This window comes from Streptomyces sp. NPDC059248, from assembly GCF_042753905.1.
Lineage (GTDB): Bacteria > Actinomycetota > Actinomycetes > Streptomycetales > Streptomycetaceae > Streptomyces.
The window spans coordinates 16768-33403 of record NZ_JBHYZV010000072.1 but is presented as its reverse complement, the minus strand read 5'-3'; the positions used below and the strand labels follow the sequence as shown (position 1 = coordinate 33403).

The 16636-nt window shown below is 72.6% G+C and carries 13 protein-coding genes; 3 read left to right on the top strand and 10 right to left on the bottom strand.

All coding sequences use genetic code 11. From position 1 onward, the window contains the following. Positions 1-157: 157 nt before the first annotated feature. From ACFXG1_RS26145 to ACFXG1_RS26130, 4 genes are all read right to left on the bottom strand, one after another. A complete protein-coding gene (locus ACFXG1_RS26145; protein ID WP_384744777.1) occupies positions 158-1324 on the bottom strand; it encodes a thiolase family protein in 1167 nt (388 codons plus the stop codon). Positions 1325-1457: 133 nt separating this feature from the next. After that, positions 1458-2783: an MFS transporter gene (locus ACFXG1_RS26140; RefSeq protein WP_384723190.1), complete on the bottom strand. Its 1326-nt coding sequence runs from the start codon at positions 2781-2783 to the stop codon at positions 1458-1460. 270 nt (positions 2784-3053) lie between these two features. Continuing rightward, complete coding sequence (locus tag ACFXG1_RS26135) at positions 3054-3797, bottom strand: SDR family oxidoreductase (protein WP_384744775.1); 744 nt, start codon at positions 3795-3797, stop codon at positions 3054-3056. Positions 3798-3995: 198 nt separating this feature from the next. Continuing rightward, the gene (locus ACFXG1_RS26130) at positions 3996-4676 is read right to left on the bottom strand and encodes a MerR family DNA-binding transcriptional regulator (RefSeq protein ID WP_384744773.1); all 681 of its coding nucleotides are present in this window, start codon (positions 4674-4676) and stop codon (positions 3996-3998) included. Between the two features lie 345 nt (positions 4677-5021). On the opposite strand from ACFXG1_RS26130, the gene ACFXG1_RS26125 reads away from it, so the two are divergent. After that, positions 5022-5954, top strand: coding sequence for a class I SAM-dependent methyltransferase (locus tag ACFXG1_RS26125; RefSeq protein ID WP_384721670.1), 933 nt, complete (start codon positions 5022-5024; stop codon positions 5952-5954). An 81-nt stretch (positions 5955-6035) separates the two neighbouring features. Here the strand turns inward: ACFXG1_RS26125 and ACFXG1_RS26120 are convergent, their stop codons facing one another. Both ACFXG1_RS26120 and ACFXG1_RS26115 read right to left on the bottom strand, forming a co-directional pair. Continuing rightward, positions 6036-7778 carry an ABC transporter ATP-binding protein gene (locus ACFXG1_RS26120; protein WP_384744770.1) on the bottom strand — a complete coding sequence of 581 codons (1743 nt, stop codon included), beginning with the start codon at positions 7776-7778 and terminating at the stop codon, positions 6036-6038. Beyond that, on the bottom strand, positions 7775-9604 hold the full coding sequence (locus tag ACFXG1_RS26115) for an ABC transporter ATP-binding protein (protein ID WP_384744768.1): 1830 nt from the start codon (positions 9602-9604) through the stop codon (positions 7775-7777). The genes ACFXG1_RS26120 and ACFXG1_RS26115 overlap by 4 nt, the downstream gene beginning before the upstream one ends. A gap of 385 nt (positions 9605-9989) precedes the next feature. Between ACFXG1_RS26115 and lysA the strand changes: the two genes are divergently transcribed. Together lysA and ACFXG1_RS26105 are read left to right on the top strand one after the other, a co-directional pair. Further along, positions 9990-11333, top strand: a complete 1344-nt coding sequence (gene lysA, locus ACFXG1_RS26110; protein WP_384744766.1) for a diaminopimelate decarboxylase — start codon at positions 9990-9992, stop codon at positions 11331-11333. 9 nt (positions 11334-11342) lie between these two features. Further along, complete coding sequence (locus ACFXG1_RS26105; protein WP_384720145.1) at positions 11343-12266, top strand: LysR family transcriptional regulator; 924 nt, start codon at positions 11343-11345, stop codon at positions 12264-12266. A gap of 116 nt (positions 12267-12382) precedes the next feature. Here ACFXG1_RS26105 and ACFXG1_RS26100 read toward each other — a convergent pair whose 3' ends face one another. From ACFXG1_RS26100 to ACFXG1_RS26085, 4 genes are read right to left on the bottom strand one after another with little or no spacing between them, the layout of a single operon-like run. Beyond that, entirely contained in the window at positions 12383-13228 is an 846-nt protein-coding gene (locus ACFXG1_RS26100; protein WP_384720143.1) for a serine hydrolase, read from the bottom strand. Then, positions 13225-14865, bottom strand: a complete 1641-nt coding sequence (locus ACFXG1_RS26095; RefSeq protein ID WP_384744764.1) for an amidohydrolase family protein — start codon at positions 14863-14865, stop codon at positions 13225-13227. Before ACFXG1_RS26095 ends, ACFXG1_RS26100 begins: the two co-directional genes overlap by 4 nt. Next, the gene (locus tag ACFXG1_RS26090) at positions 14865-15638 is read right to left on the bottom strand and encodes an amino acid ABC transporter ATP-binding protein (RefSeq protein WP_384724285.1); all 774 of its coding nucleotides are present in this window, start codon (positions 15636-15638) and stop codon (positions 14865-14867) included. Before ACFXG1_RS26090 ends, ACFXG1_RS26095 begins: the two co-directional genes overlap by 1 nt. Next, entirely contained in the window at positions 15635-16630 is a 996-nt protein-coding gene (locus ACFXG1_RS26085) for an amino acid ABC transporter permease (protein ID WP_384744762.1), read from the bottom strand. The genes ACFXG1_RS26090 and ACFXG1_RS26085 overlap by 4 nt, the downstream gene beginning before the upstream one ends. Between the last annotated feature and the right edge of the window lie 6 nt (positions 16631-16636).

Below are 16636 nucleotides of genomic sequence, written 5' to 3'. Positions count from 1 at the left end.
CGTTCCCGCGGCTCTCCCTTACCTCGGGCCCCACCGCCGTGGGTATCACCCACCCACCCCACTCGCCCTGGGGGGTGTCCCCCCGGCCGCCCCCCCCCGGGGGGGGGGGGGGGCCCCCCCGGGGGGGCCCCCCCCCTCGGGCCGTGCCGGGCCGGTGTCAGAGGCGTTCCAGTACGGTCGCGTTGGCCAGCCCGCCCGCCTCGCACATGGCCTGGAGCCCGTAGCGGATGCCGTGGTCGCGCATATGGTGGACCAGGGTCGTCATCAGCCGCGCGCCCGAGGCCCCGAGCGGATGGCCGAGCGCCATCGCCCCGCCGTTGGGGTTGAGCCGGGCGGGGTCCGCGCCGGTCTCCCGCAGCCAGGCCGCCGGTACGGGCGCGAACGCCTCATTGATCTCGTAGGCGCCGATGTCGTCGATCGCCAGGCCCGCTCTCTTCAGCGCCCTGGCGGTCGCCGGGATCGGCGCGAGCGCCATCGTCACGGGGTCGCCACCGGCGAGTACGGCGGTATGCACCCGGGCGAGCGGCCGCCAGCCGTACCGGGCCGCGAGCTCACTCGTGGTGATCAGCAGCGCCGCCGCGCCGTCCGAGATCTGCGACGAGTTGGCGGCGCTGATCACCCCGTCCTCCTTGAACGGTGTACGCAGCGCCGCGAGCTGCTCCGGGGTGGAGCCGGTCCTGACGCCCTCGTCGGCGGTGACCACCCGTTCGCCGCCGTCCCCGGTGGCCACGGCGACCGGCGCGATCTGCTCCCGGAAGCGTCCGCCGGCGGTCGCGGCCGCGGCCTTCTCGTGCGACGCCAGGGCCAGTTCGTCGAGTTCGGTACGGCCGAAGCCGTACCGCTCGGCGATCAGCTCGGCGCCCCGGCCCTGGCTGAACTCCTCGACGCCGTACCGCCGGCGCACCTTGGGGCCGAAGGGCCGGCCGTGCTCCACCGCGTCGCGGGCGGCACCGATCCGGACCCGGCTCATCGACTCCACACCGCCCGCGACCACGATGTCGTACTGACCGGCGATCACCAGCCCGGCGGCGAAGTGCACGGCCTGCTGCGAGGAGCCGCAGGCACGGTCCACGGTCACCCCCGGCACCTCCTCCGGCCAGCCCGCCGCCAGCACTGCGGATCGGCCGATGTTGGACGCCTGTTCGCCGATCTGGGTGACACAGCCCCAGACCACGTCGTCCACGGTCGCGGGGTCGAGACCGGTCCGCCGGGCCAGCGCCGTCAGGACATGGGCCGACAGATCCACGGGATGGATCCCGGAGAGCGCTCCGGCGCGCTTGCCGACCGGGGTCCTGACGGCCTCGACGATGACTGCGTCACGCATGATGCTCCGACTCCTGAGGGAATGAACGCTGATGGCTGATGCCTCCGCACAACACGGCCAGACTAGGAGGCAACAGCCATCAAGTGAATGTGCGTTAACTCATGGAGAGGAGTCGGCACAGTCACCTCGCCGGTCACTTCTCGGCGGCGATGGCGGCCAGTTTCACGGCGTCGCGCTCGGGATTGATCAGCAGCATGCCGACCACTCCCCCGATCACCAGCACCACACCGACCAGGGTGAAGCCGGTGGTGTATCCGGCGGCCTTGCTGGAGGCGTCCTCCACGATGCCGCCGAGCACCAGGGGCGCCATGATGCCGCCCACACTGAAGATCGCGGTAATGGCGGCGAGTACGACACCCCGCTGTTCGACCGGGGCGATATCGCCGATCGCGGCGAAGGTGACACCGTATCCGGCCGATCCCAGACACGCGCTGAGCACCAGCAGCACCATATGCGGCGCCCCCGCCCCCAGCGGCGCCCAGGCGAAGTGGAGCAGCCCGGAGCCGATCACCAGGGAGGCGCCCAGGACACCCCGCGCGGCGCGGCTGCTGATCCCCCGCCTGGTCAGGGACGCCGAGAGGAAGCCGACGCCGATCACGGCGATCATGCCGCCGAGGTAGGGCAGGGCCGTGAGGTTGCCCGCGGTCCGCTCCTCGTACCCCAGGCCCTGCTCCAGATAGGGCTTGAGCCAGGTGATCTTCAGGGACGTCGAGGCGTAGGCGGCGAAGAACATCACGGTGATGCCGATCGCCGACCGGGTGGTGAGCGCCTTGATCAGGGGCACCCGCCGCGGCAGCACACTGGTCGCGCCGCGGGCGGTGACGGAGTCCTGGTCGCCCTCGCGGCCGACCACCAGCCAGATGACGGTCACCACCATGCCGGCGACGGCCAGGGCGACGAAGGCGGCGTGCCACGAGTAGTCGGTGACGATCCAGGTCAGCACCGGGGCGCCGATCACCGCGCCCACATTGGCCCCGGCGATCACGACCGAGCTGGGCAGGGCCCGCTTCTCGGGCGGGAACCAGGTATGGGCGATATGCATCGCGATCGCCGTCGTCGGCCCTTCGGCGAACCCCAGCAGTACCCGCATCGTCACAATGGTGCCGAAGCCCACCTGCCAGCCCATCGGCAGCAGGGTGAGGGACCAGATCACCATGATGATCAGCAGTAGTTTCCAGGGGCGCATCCGGGTCATCAGCCAGCCGCCGACGATGCCGCCGACGGCGAACAGGGCGAAGAAGCTCGCCTGGATCACCCCGAACCGGCTCTCGCCGATACCGAGGTCCCTCATGATCGCGGGGCCCGCGATATTGGTGATGATCTTGTCCGCGTAGTTGATGACGAGGACCAGGACCAGCGCCCAGACGACGAGCCAGCCCTTGCGCTCGGACGAACGGGCCTCCGGCGCGGCACGGCCCTCGGAACCGGGCCCTGCGGTGCGATCCACATCGATGCTCATGGGTCTCCCTCGAGAAGGCGGGCAGGGGGTGACGCGTACGACGCATCGGGCAGCCGACACCGGACCTACGCTCTCGCCAGTTCGAAAGCGAAGCATCACAATCAAGCCACGGCAAGCCTTCTCACAAGGGTTTCTTCGGCGATGACAAACAAACCTGTGGTTAGTTGATATTCACCTATCGATGAGGGACGCTCCTAGCGGACATGGCGGAGCGGCCGGAACCCATGGGTTCCGGCCGCTCCGTGGTACCGCTTCCGGTTGCGGTTCCGGCTAACTCTGTTGCGCCAGCCATGCGTCGAAGGTGGTCGGGGCGATCCGGGCGCCCTCGCCGGGCAGCATGACCTCCCCGGCCATTCCGACGCCGAAGATCCCCGACCAGGTCGGGACGAGCCGCACCTTCCGGCCCCGCGCCTCATGGGTCCGGCGCGCCATGTCGACCAGGTCCTGTGTCTCGGGCCCCGCCACGTCCGCGTACCGCCCCTGCGGCTCGCCCTGGGCCAGTTCGGCCAGGACGTCGGCGATATCGGCGGGCGCGATCGGCTGGATCAGCAGCGGTGCGACGGTGGCGACGCCGTCCCGCTCGGTCCATGCGGCCACCATCTCCGCGAAGTCGTGGAACTGGGTGGCCGGGACGATGCTCCACGGCACGGGCCCCTCGGCCACCAGCCGCTCCTGCTCCCGCTTGCCCGCGTAGTGCGCGTTCCCCTCGACCCTGGCGACCGCCGCGATCGACAGCAGCACATGGTGCCGGACCCCGGACCGCGCCTCGGCGGCGAGCAGGTTACGGGTCGTGGTGCCGAGGTACTCCACGGTCGCCGCGCGATCCCCCGGCGGGGCGTTGGTCGCGTCGACGACCGCCTCCACACCGGTCAGGGCGTCGTCGAGGCCCTGCCCTGTCAGCAGGTCGACGCCGAGTGAGCGGCTGACGCGTACGACCTCGTGTCCGTCGCGCTCCAGCGCCGCGACGGTGAGCGTGCCGATGTTCCCGGTCGCGCCGGCGACAGCGATCCGCATGATGTCCTCCTCGATTCGGTCCGCTCCATCATCGGCGAGCGCCGGGAGTTCCGTACGACCGGACCGGACCGGGCGCGCCGCGCCGTACCCGGGCATGACGCACAGGGGTTCGGGGTACGACGAGGCGTACGACGACGGGCGCCGGATCCCGGGGCTCCCGGGCCGCGCGGGGCTCCCGGGCCGCCCGGCGGCGCCGGGTCAGGGTCCGGCCCTGCGGGTGCGGAAGGCCCGCTGACGGCAGGCCGCCGAGCAGTACACCCGGGGCCGTCCGGAGCGCGTCCCGGTGGGCAGCGCCCAGCCGCAGGCCCGGCAGACCGGTGGTGTTGCGTCACGGTCCGACGCCGCGGAGGGCGTTTCGTCACGCGGGCGGGACCGCGTCGCACGGCCGGTGCCCCGGGGCTCCGGGGGCACGCCGGTGCCCGCCGCGCGGGCCGCCGCGACGACGTCGTCGTGCGGCAGCCGCCCCCGGGGGGTGTTCGCCCGTACCTCCCATTCGAGATAGGGACAGGCGGTCATGTCGTCGTGCTCGCAGCGCAGCAGATGGGTCATATAGGTGCGTGCGGTGTGCAGTTCGGCCAGTTCCTGGTCGAGCCTGGAGATCTGTTCGGTCACCGCCTTCCGCCAGGTGTCGGGGCCGAATTCGCCGGAGACCACGGCCACGGCGCTGCCCAGGGGCATCCGCCCCAGGACGCAGCAGAGGTAGGCCAGGCCCACCTGCCGGAGCTCGCGCTCCCCGTAGCGTCTGCGGCCCCCGGCACGCGGCGGCGCGGGCAGTACGCCGGTCCGCTCCCACCAGCGGAGGGTCGCGGGCGAGAGGCCGAACAGGGCCGCCGCCTCACCGATGTCGACACGGTGCTCGTCCATGAGGTCAGTTGACATCACGTCGACCGCAACAAGCAAGGTGAGCCTTACCTTACTATCCGTTGGGAACGAAGGTGCGATGAGCGGGACCGTACCGACGACGAGCGCCACCGAGCGCGATCCCGGCCGTCCGGGCCCGGCCGGAAAGCGCCACCGGGACCGGCGGTTGCTGCCGGTCGTCGTCGCCGCCCCGGGCCTCCGAGTCGGCCGAGTGGCCGGAACGTGCCGGATTTCCTGGGTCCGTTCGGGGAAAAGATCTTCGCATCCGGAACAACCGTCGAACGAACCGACCGACCCGACACAGGCGCACGACTCAGAGCACGTCCTTCCCGGCCCTGCCGTGACCGAAAGGCTTCCTCTCCCTTGCGCGCACAGAACCCCACCGCCGCCGCCCCCGAGCCCTCCCCCGGCCTGCTCGAACGGTTCCCCGTACTTCAGCGGGGCCTGGACCGGCTGGAGCGCAGACCCACCGCCTTCGGGCTCGTGATGTGGGCCTCCGGCCACCTCAAGCCGGTTTTCCTCGACCATGTGATCACCCCGGAGCCCCGCGCCGAACTCGCCCCCGTACGCGCGTTGCTGGAGGAGCACCGGGAGGCGTACGCGGAACGGCTGACCGGCTTCCTCGACCACGCCGACCGGCTGGCCCGGATCCCCGTCCGCGGTGCGGAGATGGGGTCGCGGGCCTACTGGGGCAATACCTGGTTACCGCCGCTGGACGCCCTCGCCCTCTACGGTCTCCTCGCCGAGGCGAAACCCGCCCGGTATCTGGAGATCGGCTCCGGCAACTCCACCAAGTTCGCCCGCCGCGCCGTCGACGACCTCGGGCTCCCGACCCGGATCACCTCCATCGACCCGCAGCCCCGGGCCCCCATCGACGCCCTCTGCGACGAGGTGGTGCGGGTACCGCTCCAGCAGGCCGACCCCGGGGTCTTCGAGGAGTTGGAGCCGGGGGACATCGTCTTCCTCGACGGTTCGCACCGGCTCCATATGGGGTCGGACGTGATGGTCTTCTTCTTCGAGCTGCTGCCCCGGCTGAAGCCCGGTGTGCTGATCCAGGTCCACGACATCATGCTGCCGTCGGACTATCCGGAGTCCTGGCGGTGGCGGCTCTACTCGGAGCAGTATCTGCTGGCGGCGATGCTGACGGCGGCCCCGCAGCGGTTCGACATGGTCCTGCCGAACGCCTTCGTCCACGGCGATCCCGAACTGCGGAACATCCTCCGCCCGCTGTGGCGGCGGCTCGGTGTCACCCGCCATTTCCAGCCCGGCTCCTTCTGGTGGCGCCACCAGGGCTGAGCGGCACGCGGCGCCCCGCCGGCCCGCAGCGCGCCCGGCGGGTCGGCTCGTCGGCCGGCCCGCCGGGACGTTGCTCGTGGATCAGCCGCTGCCCGCGATCCGCCACTGCCTGGCCTGCTCGTACTGCCGGTTCAGCCGGGCGAACGCGCCGCCCGTGCGGGCCAGCTCCGTAGGAGTGCCGTACTCGGCCACACGTCCGCCGTCGAGGGAGACCACGTAGTCGGCGGCCGCCAGGGTGGCGGGCCGGTGCGCGATCACGATCACCGTACGGTCGGGATCGTCGCCGAGGTTGGCGACGGCCTGGGTGATCGCGGCCTCGTTCTCGGGATCGAGCGCCGAACTCGCCTCGTCGACGAGGACGATACGGGCCCGCTTCAGGATCGCCCGGGCGATCGCGACGCGCTGGCGCTCACCGCCCGACAGCTGGGCACCGGCCTCGCCGACGCGGGTCCGCCAGCCGTCGGGCAGCCGTTCGACCACCTCGTCGAGGCGCGCCGCGCGGGCGGCCTCGTCGAGTTCGCCGGCCGTCGCGTCCGGGCGGGCCGGCCGCAGATTGTTCTCGATGGTGTCGTCGAACAGGTAGACGTCCTGGAAGACGATGGCGATCTCGTCGAGCAGGGCGCGCGGGTCGAGTTCGCGTACGTCCACACCGCCGACGCGGACCGTTCCGGCGTCGGCGTCGAAGAACCGGGCGATGAGCCGGGTGACGGTCGTCTTACCCGAACCCGATGGACCCACCAGGGCGGTGGTGGTGCCGGGGCGGCAGCGCAGCGACACATCGGCGAGCGCGGGGGCGTCGCCGCCCGGGTAGGTGAAATCCACATGTGCGAACTCGACGTCCGCCACCTCGATCGCACCCACCGGGTCGGCCGCCGCAGGCAAAGGGGAAGTGGCCATCATCTCCTCCAGGCGCGCGATCTTGTTCGTCATGGCGCGCAGGGCTCCGATGAGGTCGATGAGGTTGCCGAGCGGCTCCAGGAAGCGGGCGGCCAGCACCAGCAGGGCGATGGCCTCGGCGACCGTGACGCGATCGTTGAGCAGCAGCTCGGCGGCGAGGACGAGAACGGCGACGAACCCGCCCATGATCACACCGGTGTAGACGAAGAACGGGCGCCGGGCCCGGCGCATGCCCTCGCGGTAGGTCTCGCGGTGGTCGTCGAGGGCGGCCCGCATCCGGGGCGTGCCCTCGGCGTGGCCCGCGGCCCGCAGGACCGGCTGGGCCTGGCCGAGTTCGATCGCCCGGCCCGCGACGGCCGCCGCCGCCCGCTCCAGTTCGGTCTCGGCCAGTTCGGCGATCCGTCCGGCACGGCGCAGCGCCCAGGCGGCGACGAGGGCGATCGCGCAGAGCAGCAGCGCCATCCGCGGGTCGACGGCGAAGGTCACGGCGACGACCGTAGCGGGCAGCAGGGTCGAGGTGATCGCGGGTCCGGCGACGGTGACGGCCAGATGGGAGGCGTCGCCGACGTCCGCGGTGACGGCCCGTGCGAGCCTCGCCTTGTGTTCGGCGGTGAACCAGCCCAGTGGCAGTGTGCTGACATGGCGCATCAGCGTCCCGCGGAGCTGGGCGGCGAGGGCGCCGGCCGCGGCGAAGCCGACCGGGGTGGCGACGACGCTCAGCACCGCGTACACGAGCGCGCCGAGCGCGCCGGCGACGAGCCAGGGCGTGGCCGCCGCGAGGTCGGGCTCGGGACGTACGACGGCGTCCAGGACGGGGACGAGCAGACCGAGGAGGAGGCCCTGGAGTACGGCCTGCGCCGCCGTGAGCAGCCAGAGGCGGCCCAGCAGCCGCGGATCGGGCCACAGTCGGTACAGTCGGCGGATCATCCGATGGCTCCTTTCTGCGCCGCCCACATGCGGGCGTACAGCCCGCCCAGGGCGAGCAGTTCGCCGTGGCGGCCCCGTTCGACGAGCCGGCCGCGGTCGAGGACGAGGATCTGGTCGGCTCCGGCGATGGTGTGCAGCCGGTGCGCGATCACGATCACCGTCTTGCCGACGGCGAGGGTGGCGAGGGCGCCCTGGACTGCGGATTCGCTGTCGGGGTCGAGGGCCGCGGTGGCCTCGTCCAGGACGACGACGGGTGCCTCGGAGAGGATCGCGCGGGCGATCGTCAGGCGTTGGCGTTCACCGCCGGAGAGGCCACCGCCGCCCGCGTCGAGCGGGGTGTCGTAGCCGTGGGGCAGCCGTTCGATCACGTCGTGGACATGGGCGGCGGTCGCGGCCCGGCGGACGGCGGCGTCGTCGGCGCCGGGGCGGCCGATGCGGATGTTCTCGGCGACGCTGTCGCGGAGCAGGGCGACGTCCTGGAAGACCAGCGACATCGTTGCCAGCAGTTCGGCCGACGGGATCGAGCGGATGTCGGTGCCGCCGATCCGGACCGCGCCGCCCGTGACGTCGTAGAAGCGGGGCAGCAGGCTCGCGAGGGTCGTCTTGCCCGCGCCGGAGGGTCCCACGATCGCGGTCACCGTGCCGGGTGGGCAGGACGCGCTGATCTCCTCGACCGCGGAGGTGACACCGTCGTAGGAGAAGGTGACGCGGTCGAACTCGACGCCGTGTCCCGACGGTGTCCGGGGCTCTTCGGGTTCGGGCAGTGGCGCGAGGGACAGCAGCCGCTCGATGTTGGTGGCCCCCATCCGGCCCTTGCGCACCCCTTGGGACGCGGTGACGGCCGGGATGACGGAGTTCGGCAGTCCGATCGCGACGACCAGGAAGGCCACGAGGTCGGCGACGGCGAGCGAGCCGCGGTCGACGAGGATCAGCCCGGCGGTCGTGACGGCGGCCAGGACGGCCATCTCGGAGCCGAACAGCCGGGACGCGGCGGAGCTGTACCTGACTTCGGCGACCCAGGCCGCGAAGGCCCCGGCGTACTCGTCCACGGCGTCGTCGAAGCGGCGCAGTATCCGGCCGCCGGTGCCGAACGTCTTGACGACCTGGATGCCGTCGGCGTACTCGACGCTCGCGGCGCTGATCCGTCCCTCGGCGGCGATCAGCCGGTTCATATGGGTCGTCATGGAGCGCATCGAGATCCGGTAGAAGACGGCCGTCAGCGCCAGGACGCCCAGGGCGATCAGCGCCATGCGCGCGTCGACGAGCAGCAGATAGCCCATGCCGACGACCGTCACCGTCAGCGCGCCGGTCAACTGTCCGAGCGCATGGGCGATGACCTCGTGCATCTCCTCCAGATCCCCGGTCATGGCCCTTTTGACCCGGCCGGATCCCGAGGCGCGGAACCAGCCCAGGGGCAGCGCGCCGAGGTGGCGGACGATCCGGACGCGCAGTTCGTGGAGGATCGCCGCGTCGGCGTAGTGGCCCACCCGGGCGGACTGCACCAGCATCAGCAGCCGGACACCGGCGCCCGCGGCGCCGATGCCCACCCAGGTCCAGACGGCCGTGTGCGCGCCGGCGGGGTCGTCGAGGACGACGGCCGCGATCTCGGCGACGGCGATGTAGGGCAGGATTCCCGCCGCGGCGCCCAGGGCGGAGAGGACCGCGCAGGTCACGAGGTGGGTACGGACCGGGGCGAGCAGACGCGCGAGGGCGCCCGTGTTCGCGAGTCCGGCCGATGGGCCGGCGGGCGGTTCGGCGGCCGGGCCGGGTTCCGGCGCGGTGGCCGTGTGTGCGGTGGACGTGCGTGCGTTGGTCGTCGTACTCATGCCCATGGTTCTCCGGGAACGTCGGCGGCGTCGGGCGGTACGGGCCTCGTCTCCCCGGCGCCGCGTCCGCGGCCTCGTCCGGGGCTACCGGGCCGTGCCCGACCTCGTAAGCCATGTTCGTTCTTGCAGGAAACGTGATGTCAAAGGTGTCCGGGGCGAGGGGTGCCGCCCGCCGGTGCCGTGTCGCCGGGGAGCCGCGCCGGGGGCCCGGGTGATGAAACGGGGGCGCCGTGTGACGAAAGGGCCGGCGCCCGGGAGGGGCCCGCGCGGGACCGCCGTACCGGCAGCCGTCGTTTTTCCGATGCTCACCCCCGGAAGAATCCGCTTTTGCCGCTCCCGCGCGCGGCCCAGGATGGGTGCGAGTCCGGCCAACGGGGAGGAAACCATGTCAGACGCCGTCTCCACGGACCTGCTGCCGCTCACCGCGAAGGACGGTCCCGAGGGACTGGCCGTCGGCGGTGTCGCACTCACCGAGTTGGGGCGCAGGTTCGGGACGCCGTTGTTCGTGTACGACGAGGAGCATCTGCGGCGGCGGTGCCGGGAGGCGGTCGCCGCCTTCGGGCCCGGCCTGGTCGCCTACGCGTCCAAGGCGTTCCTGTGCACCGCCATGGCCCGCCTCGCCCATGAGGAGGGGCTGCTGCTCGACGTCGCCTCCGGCGGTGAGCTGCGGGTGGCGCTGAACGCGGGCGTGCCGGGCGACCGGATCGTCCTGCACGGCAACAACAAGGACGACGGCGAGATCCTCGCGGGGATCCGAGCCGGGGTGCGGCATGTCGTGGCCGACAGCTTCGACGAGCTGGACCGGATCGAGCGGCTGCACGCCGCGCACGGGTTCGCCCCCGTTCCCGTGGTGTTGCGGGTGGCGCCCGGTGTCGCCGCCGGTGGCCATGAGGCGATCCGTACCGGAGGTACCGACTCCAAGTTCGGGTTCGGTCTGGCGACCGGGGACGCGGCGGCCGCCGTGCACCGGGCCCGTAACTCCCGGGCGATGGTCCTGGAGGGCGTCCACGCCCATGTGGGTTCGCAGGTGCTCGACGCGGCCCGGCTGGCGGACGGCGCGGCGGCGATCGCCCGGTTCGCCGTCGACACGGGCGTGGCCGGGCTCACCGTGGGCGGCGGGCTCGGGGTCGCGTACGAGCCGGGACAGCACGTCCCCTCGTTCGCCGACTGGGCCGGCCGGGTACGGGCCGCGGCGCGCGGCGCGGGCTGGTCCGGGGAGGTCGTGGTCGAGCCGGGCCGCTCCATCACGGCCCGGGCGGGGCTGACCCTGTACCGGGTGGGCACGATCAAGCACATCGATGGGGTACGGACGTATGTCGGCGTCGACGGCGGGATGAGCGACAACATCCGCCCCGCCCTGTACGGCGGCCGGTACGAGGCCTTCCTGCCGCGCGCCCCGCACGCCGCACGCCCGCTGCGGGCCCGTCTGGTGGGCAAGCACTGCGAGAGCGGCGACGTACTCGTCGACGACGCGGCGCTCCCCGCCGATCTGCGGGTGTCGGATCTGCTGGCGACACCGGTCACCGGGGCGTACGGCTACGCCATGGCGTCCAACTACAACAAGCTGCCCCGGCCCGCCGTGGTCTTCGTCCGGGACGGCGAGGCCCGGCTGGTCGTCCGCCGCGAGACCGAGGAGGACCTGCTGCGGCTGGATGTGCCCGGGCCCGGCGACGACGCGGGCTCCCGGCCGGTGACACAGGTCGCTGCGCGACGGCTGACCAGCGCCTAACCTGGCGCGATGCTGAACAGTGGCCGTCTGCTCGTCCTGTTGGAGATCGCCAGGAAGGGCACCATCGTGGGGGCTGCCGGGGCACTGCATTTGAGTGCGTCGGCGGTCTCCCATCAGCTGGCCCGGCTGGAGCAGGAGGTCGGGGTGGCGCTCGTGGAGCGCGCCCCGCAGAGCCTGCGGCTGACGGCGGCGGGGCGGCGGCTGGCCGAGCACGCCCAGGCCGTCGCCGATCTCATGGACGTCGCCCGGGACGATCTGCGGGAGCACGCCGCGGGCGAGGCCGGGGTCCTGCGGCTGGGTTTCTTCGCGTCGGCGGGCCTGGAGCTGCTGCCCCGGGCCCTGTCCGCGTTCGCGGCGGCCCGGCCCCATGTGGAGCTGGAGCTGATTCTCGGACAGCCCCATGAACTCGTCCCCGATCTGGAGGCGGGGCGGCTGGACGCAGTCGTCGTCTTCGAGCACCCGCTCGACCCGTGGTGCCGTCAGGCCTCCGTCGACGTGGAGATGTTCTTCGACGAGCCGCAGCTGATCGTGGTGCCGCTGCGGCACCGGCTGGGCCGGGTCTCGGTGGTCCGGCTGGCCGCCCTGGAGGGCGAGAGCTGGATCGGTACCCGGGGCGGCCACAGCGGGGAGCCCGTCCTGGAACGCGCCTGCGCCGTCGAGGGCTTTCTGCCCCGGGTCCGCTGCCGCAGCGACCACTACCAGGTCACCATCAACCTCGCCCGGGCCGGTATGGGTATCGCGCTGGTCCCTGCGCTGGGCCTCGGCGACACGGCGGGCGTCCACGTCTGCAGGCTCGACCATCCGCAGCTCCACCGCCGGATCGGGGTCGCGACCCGCAGGACGAACGAGAATCCGCTGCTCCGTTCCTTCCTGACCGATCTGCGGTCGGCGGCCGAGGAGGTCGGGGCGCTGCTGGGGGCGCAGTGGGCGTGACGCGGGTGGCCCGTGCCCCGTACCGGCGGCGGACCGGCCGTCCGGCCGCGGATGTTCCGCCGCGTTTCGCCGGGCCCGGGGCCATCGCCCCGGGCCCGGTCGGCGCGCCGGCGCGGTCAGCCTCCGGTGGGCGGCGACGCGTAGTCCGCCAGGGTCCGTCCGACGTCCCGGATGGCGTGGACCGCCGCCCGTTCCGTGCTCTCCCCGAGGGCGGTGTCCCAGTGCGCCACGATCGCGTACGCGACCCGGCGCGCGCCGATGAAGACGCCCGCGTCGGCCCGTACGCCGGTGTCGGTACCGGTCTTGTTGGCCACCAGCAGACCGCCGGGCACCGGGGTGGGGAAGTCCTCGGTGTACGGGTCGTGGACGGCGAGCGCCGGGGCCAGGCCGTGGTCGGTGCCGGTCCGCAGCCAGCCCAGCAGCAGCCGGGACGCGCCCGGCGAGACCATGGTGCCGCGGGCGGCGTGGGCGGCCAGTGCGGCGAGCGCGCGGGCCGTACCGGTGGCGAAGAACGGGGGGTCGGCGGGGCCCCGGACGTCGCGGACCCGGTCGTGCACGGTCAGCTCCCCGAGACCGAGCCGCCGCGCGAGGCGGTCCGTCGCCCCGGGCCCCACCAGCCGCAGCAGCGCGTTGGTCGCCGTGTTGTCGCTGACGGACGCGGTGAGCAGACAGAGGTCCCCGACGGTCCAGTCCCGCCGGCTCAGCCGGACCAGGAGTCCCGTCCCGTACGTCAGATCCGCCGGGTCGACGGCGACCGGCGCGTCCGGATCCAGCTCACCGGCGTCGATCAGGCGCGCGACCTCGGCCAGGAGCAGCATCTTCGCGGCGGAGGCGACGGGCAGGACGACCGTGTCGTCGACGCCCGCGCTCCGGCCGTCGTCGACGTCGATCGCGGCGACGCCCAGTACCAGGGGCAGCGCGGCGGCGCTGCGGGCCGCCGCCGCCACTCGGGCCAGGGTCACGGCACCCTCACCACCTCTCCAGCGCGCTCCCCGGTCGGGCGGCCTTCGCGGACGGCGACCCGGCCCGCCACGACGACCGCGGTGACGCCCTCGGGGGCGAGCAGCGGACGTTCGAAGGTGGCGGTGTCCCGTACCGTACCGGGGTCGAGGACGACCAGGTCGGCACGGGCTCCGTCGGCGACCGTGCCGCGCCCCGTGAGCCGGAACCGGCACGCGGGCAGTCCGGTCATCTTGTGGACGGCGTCCTCCAGCGTGAGCAGTCCCTCGTCGCGCCCGTAGTGTCCGAGCACCCGGGCGAAGCTGCCCGCCCAGCGGGGGTGCGGGCGGCCCGGTTTGGGGACCCCGTCGGAGCCGATCATGGCCAGGGGGCTGGCGATCACCCGGCGTACGTCGTCCTCGCGCATGGAGTGGCTGATGATGGTGACCTCGCCGTCCTCGGCGAGGAGCAGATCGCAGACGTACTCCACCGGGTCGACGCCGTCCGCCGCCGCGAGTTCGGCGATCGGCCGTCCTTCGGCGGCGGGGCGGCGGGGGGCCGCGGCGACGGCGATGAGGTCCCAGCCGCCGTTGCCGACGGTGTTCTCCCAGCCGTCGACGCCGTCGGCGATGGAGGTCCGGATCCGGTCGCGGATCTCGGGCCGCGGCAGCCGTTGCAGGAGGGCGCCGATGCCGCCCTCGTTGGCCCAGGGCGGCAGCAGGGCGTGCAGGACGGTACTGCCCGCGGTGTACGGGTAGACGTCGCACAGCACGTCGATGCCCTCGGCCCTGGCTTGTTCGAGCCGCGGCAGGGTGCGCAGGGTGGCGCCCCAGGCGTGGCGTCCCGCGGTCTTGTGGTGGGAGATCTGGAGGGGCGCGCCGGAGCGGCGGGCGATCTCCAGGGCCTCCTCGATCGCGGTCTCCACCTGGGACATCTCGTCCCGCAGATGGGTCACGTACGGTTTGCCGTGCCGGGCCGCGACCCGGGCGAGGGCGATGAGTTCCGCGGTGTCCGCGTAGCCGCCCGGCGGGTAGATCAGTCCGGTGGAGAGCCCGGCGGCGCCCTGGGCCAGCGACCGGTCGAGCAGTGCGCACATGGTGCGCAGCTCACCGGCGGTGGCGGTCCTGTCGTCGAAGCCCATCACCCCGGCGCGCAGGGTGCCGTGTCCGACGAGGGACGCGATATGGGTGGGGCGCAGGGCGGGTGCCTGGCCGTCGGCGAAGCCGTCGAAGTCCACCGCGGGCGGCAGGGGGCCGATACCGAAGACGACCCGGGTGTGTTCGGCGAGGGCGGGCAGCCGTTCGGGCAGGGCGGGGAAGAGTCCGCTGCCGCAGTTGCCCGCGATCTCGGTCGTGACGCCCTGGAGCAGCGGGGCGAGCCGCAGGGCTTCGAGCGCCGGATCGTCCCCGCCGCCGGCCGGGCGGGCGGCGAGTCCGTCGGAGTGGGTGTGGACGTCGACGAACCCGGGTGTGACGATCTGCCCCGTCGCGTCGAGGGTCTCGGCGGCCTCGTGCCGTCCGCCCGGGGGCAGGACGGCGATCCGGCCGCCGGTGACGCCGATGTCGGCGGCCCGGCGCGGCGCGCCGGTGCCGTCGACGACGGTGCCGCCGCGCAGCAGCAGATCGTAGGGGGGCCGCGGGGCGGGTACGGGTGCCGCCATCACAGGGCCGTCGAGAGGAAGGCCCGCGTGCGCTCGTGGCGCGGGTCGCCGAACAGCTGTGCCGGTGGGCCCTCTTCGACGGTGGCGCCCTGGTCGAGGAAGAGGACGCGGTCGGCGATCTCCCGGGCGAAGCCCATCTCATGGGTGACGACGATCATCGTCATTCCGCTGCGGGCCAGGTCGCGCATGGCGCCGAGCACCTCGCCGACGAGTTCGGGGTCGAGTGCGGAGGTCGGTTCGTCGAAGAGCATCAGGGTCGGTTCCATGGCGAGGGCGCGGGCGATCGCGACGCGCTGCTGCTGGCCGCCGGAGAGCTGGGCCGGATAGTGGTCCGCGCGGTCGGCGAGGCCGACGCGGTCGAGGAGTTCCCGGGCCTGGCGCTCCGCGTCGGCGCGCGGGCGGCGTTTGACGGCGACGGGTCCCTCCATCACGTTCTGGACCGCCGTACGGTGCGGGAAGAGGTGGAAGCGCTGGAAGACCATGCCGATCCGCTCCCGCTGGCGGCGGATGTCCCGGGGCCGCCGCTCGCGCAGCACGGTCCCGGTCGGGCCGTGCTGTTCGTAGCCGACGAGTTCGCCGTCGACCCGGACGCGGCCGGCGTCGATCTTCTCCAGATGGTTGAAGCAGCGCAGCAGGGTGGACTTGCCGGAGCCGGAGGGGCCGATGACGCAGAGCACCTCGCCCCGCGCGACGTCGAGGTCGATGCCGCGGAGCACCTCGATGTCGCCGAATCGTTTCCGGACGCCGCGGGCCGAGAGGACGATGTCGTTCACGCTGCGGCTCCCTTGCCGGTACGGCCGGGTACGAGGTTGGCCAGGACCCGGCGGCGTACCGGTACGGCCGCGGGGTTGTAGCGCCGTTCGACGAAGTGCTGGAGGACGCTGGCGACGGTGGTGAGGACGAGGTACCAGATCGACGCCACCATCAGCAGGGCGATGACCTCGAAGTTGGCGAGGTACAGATGCTGGGAGACGGTCATCAGATCGGATCCGGCGATCACCGACACCAAGGAGGTGGTCTTGAGCATGGAGATGAACTGGTTGCCGAACGGCGGGATGATCACCCGCATCGCCTGCGGGAGGACGACCCGGGTCAGGACCTGGCGGTTCGACATGCCGATGGACTCGGCAGCCTCCCGCTGGCCGGGGTCGACGCTCTGGATCCCGGCGCGCACGATCTCCGCCATATAGGCGCCCTCGTTGATGGAGAGGCCGAGGAGGGCCGCGACGAAACCGGTGATGACCGCGTTGGTCTGCCATTCGACCAGCTTGGGTCCGTCGAAGGGGATTCCGACGCCGATCACCGGGAAGAGCAGGGCCAGATTGAACCAGAAGATCAGCTGGACCAGGAGCGGGGTGCCCCGGAAGAACCAGGTGTAGGCGCTCGCGATCACCCGGAGGACCGGGCTCTCGGAGAGCTGCATCACCGCGACGAGCACCCCGATGGCGATACCGACGGCCATCGAGACCAGGGTGAGCTGGACCGTCACCCACAGGCCCTTCAGGATCCGCTCGTCGAACTGGTACTCGACGACGATGTCCCAGTGGAGGTTGGGGTTGACGACGACGGTGTACGCCAGCCAGACCGCGAAGAACACGGCGCCGGCGACGGCCGCCCAGCGTCCGGGGCGGGGGCGGCCGGTCACCCGCAGGGCGAGGTCCTCGTCGGCGCCGGCGGCCGGCGCGGGCACCCCGGCCGGGGGTACGACCGTCGCGTCCGGGGTGGAATCACCCTGCGAAGAATCGTTTTTGCTGAGTCGGTTCATGTCTCC

Excerpts from the sequence above, each read along its gene's own strand:
- ACFXG1_RS26115 (WP_384744768.1), bottom strand. The coding sequence starts at position 9,604 with ATGAGTACGACGACCAACGCACGCACGTCCACCGCACACACGGCCACC.
- ACFXG1_RS26095 (WP_384744764.1), bottom strand. The coding sequence starts at position 14,865 with ATGGCGGCACCCGTACCCGCCCCGCGGCCCCCCTACGATCTGCTGCTG.
- lysA (WP_384744766.1), top strand. The coding sequence starts at position 9,990 with ATGTCAGACGCCGTCTCCACGGACCTGCTGCCGCTCACCGCGAAGGAC.
- ACFXG1_RS26120 (WP_384744770.1), bottom strand. The coding sequence starts at position 7,778 with ATGATCCGCCGACTGTACCGACTGTGGCCCGATCCGCGGCTGCTGGGC.
- ACFXG1_RS26140 (WP_384723190.1), bottom strand. The coding sequence starts at position 2,783 with ATGAGCATCGATGTGGATCGCACCGCAGGGCCCGGTTCCGAGGGCCGT.
- ACFXG1_RS26135 (WP_384744775.1), bottom strand. The coding sequence starts at position 3,797 with ATGCGGATCGCTGTCGCCGGCGCGACCGGGAACATCGGCACGCTCACC.
- ACFXG1_RS26130 (WP_384744773.1), bottom strand. The coding sequence starts at position 4,676 with ATGTCAACTGACCTCATGGACGAGCACCGTGTCGACATCGGTGAGGCG.
- ACFXG1_RS26145 (WP_384744777.1), bottom strand. The coding sequence starts at position 1,324 with ATGCGTGACGCAGTCATCGTCGAGGCCGTCAGGACCCCGGTCGGCAAG.
- ACFXG1_RS26085 (WP_384744762.1), bottom strand. The coding sequence starts at position 16,630 with ATGAACCGACTCAGCAAAAACGATTCTTCGCAGGGTGATTCCACCCCG.
- ACFXG1_RS26105 (WP_384720145.1), top strand. The coding sequence starts at position 11,343 with ATGCTGAACAGTGGCCGTCTGCTCGTCCTGTTGGAGATCGCCAGGAAG.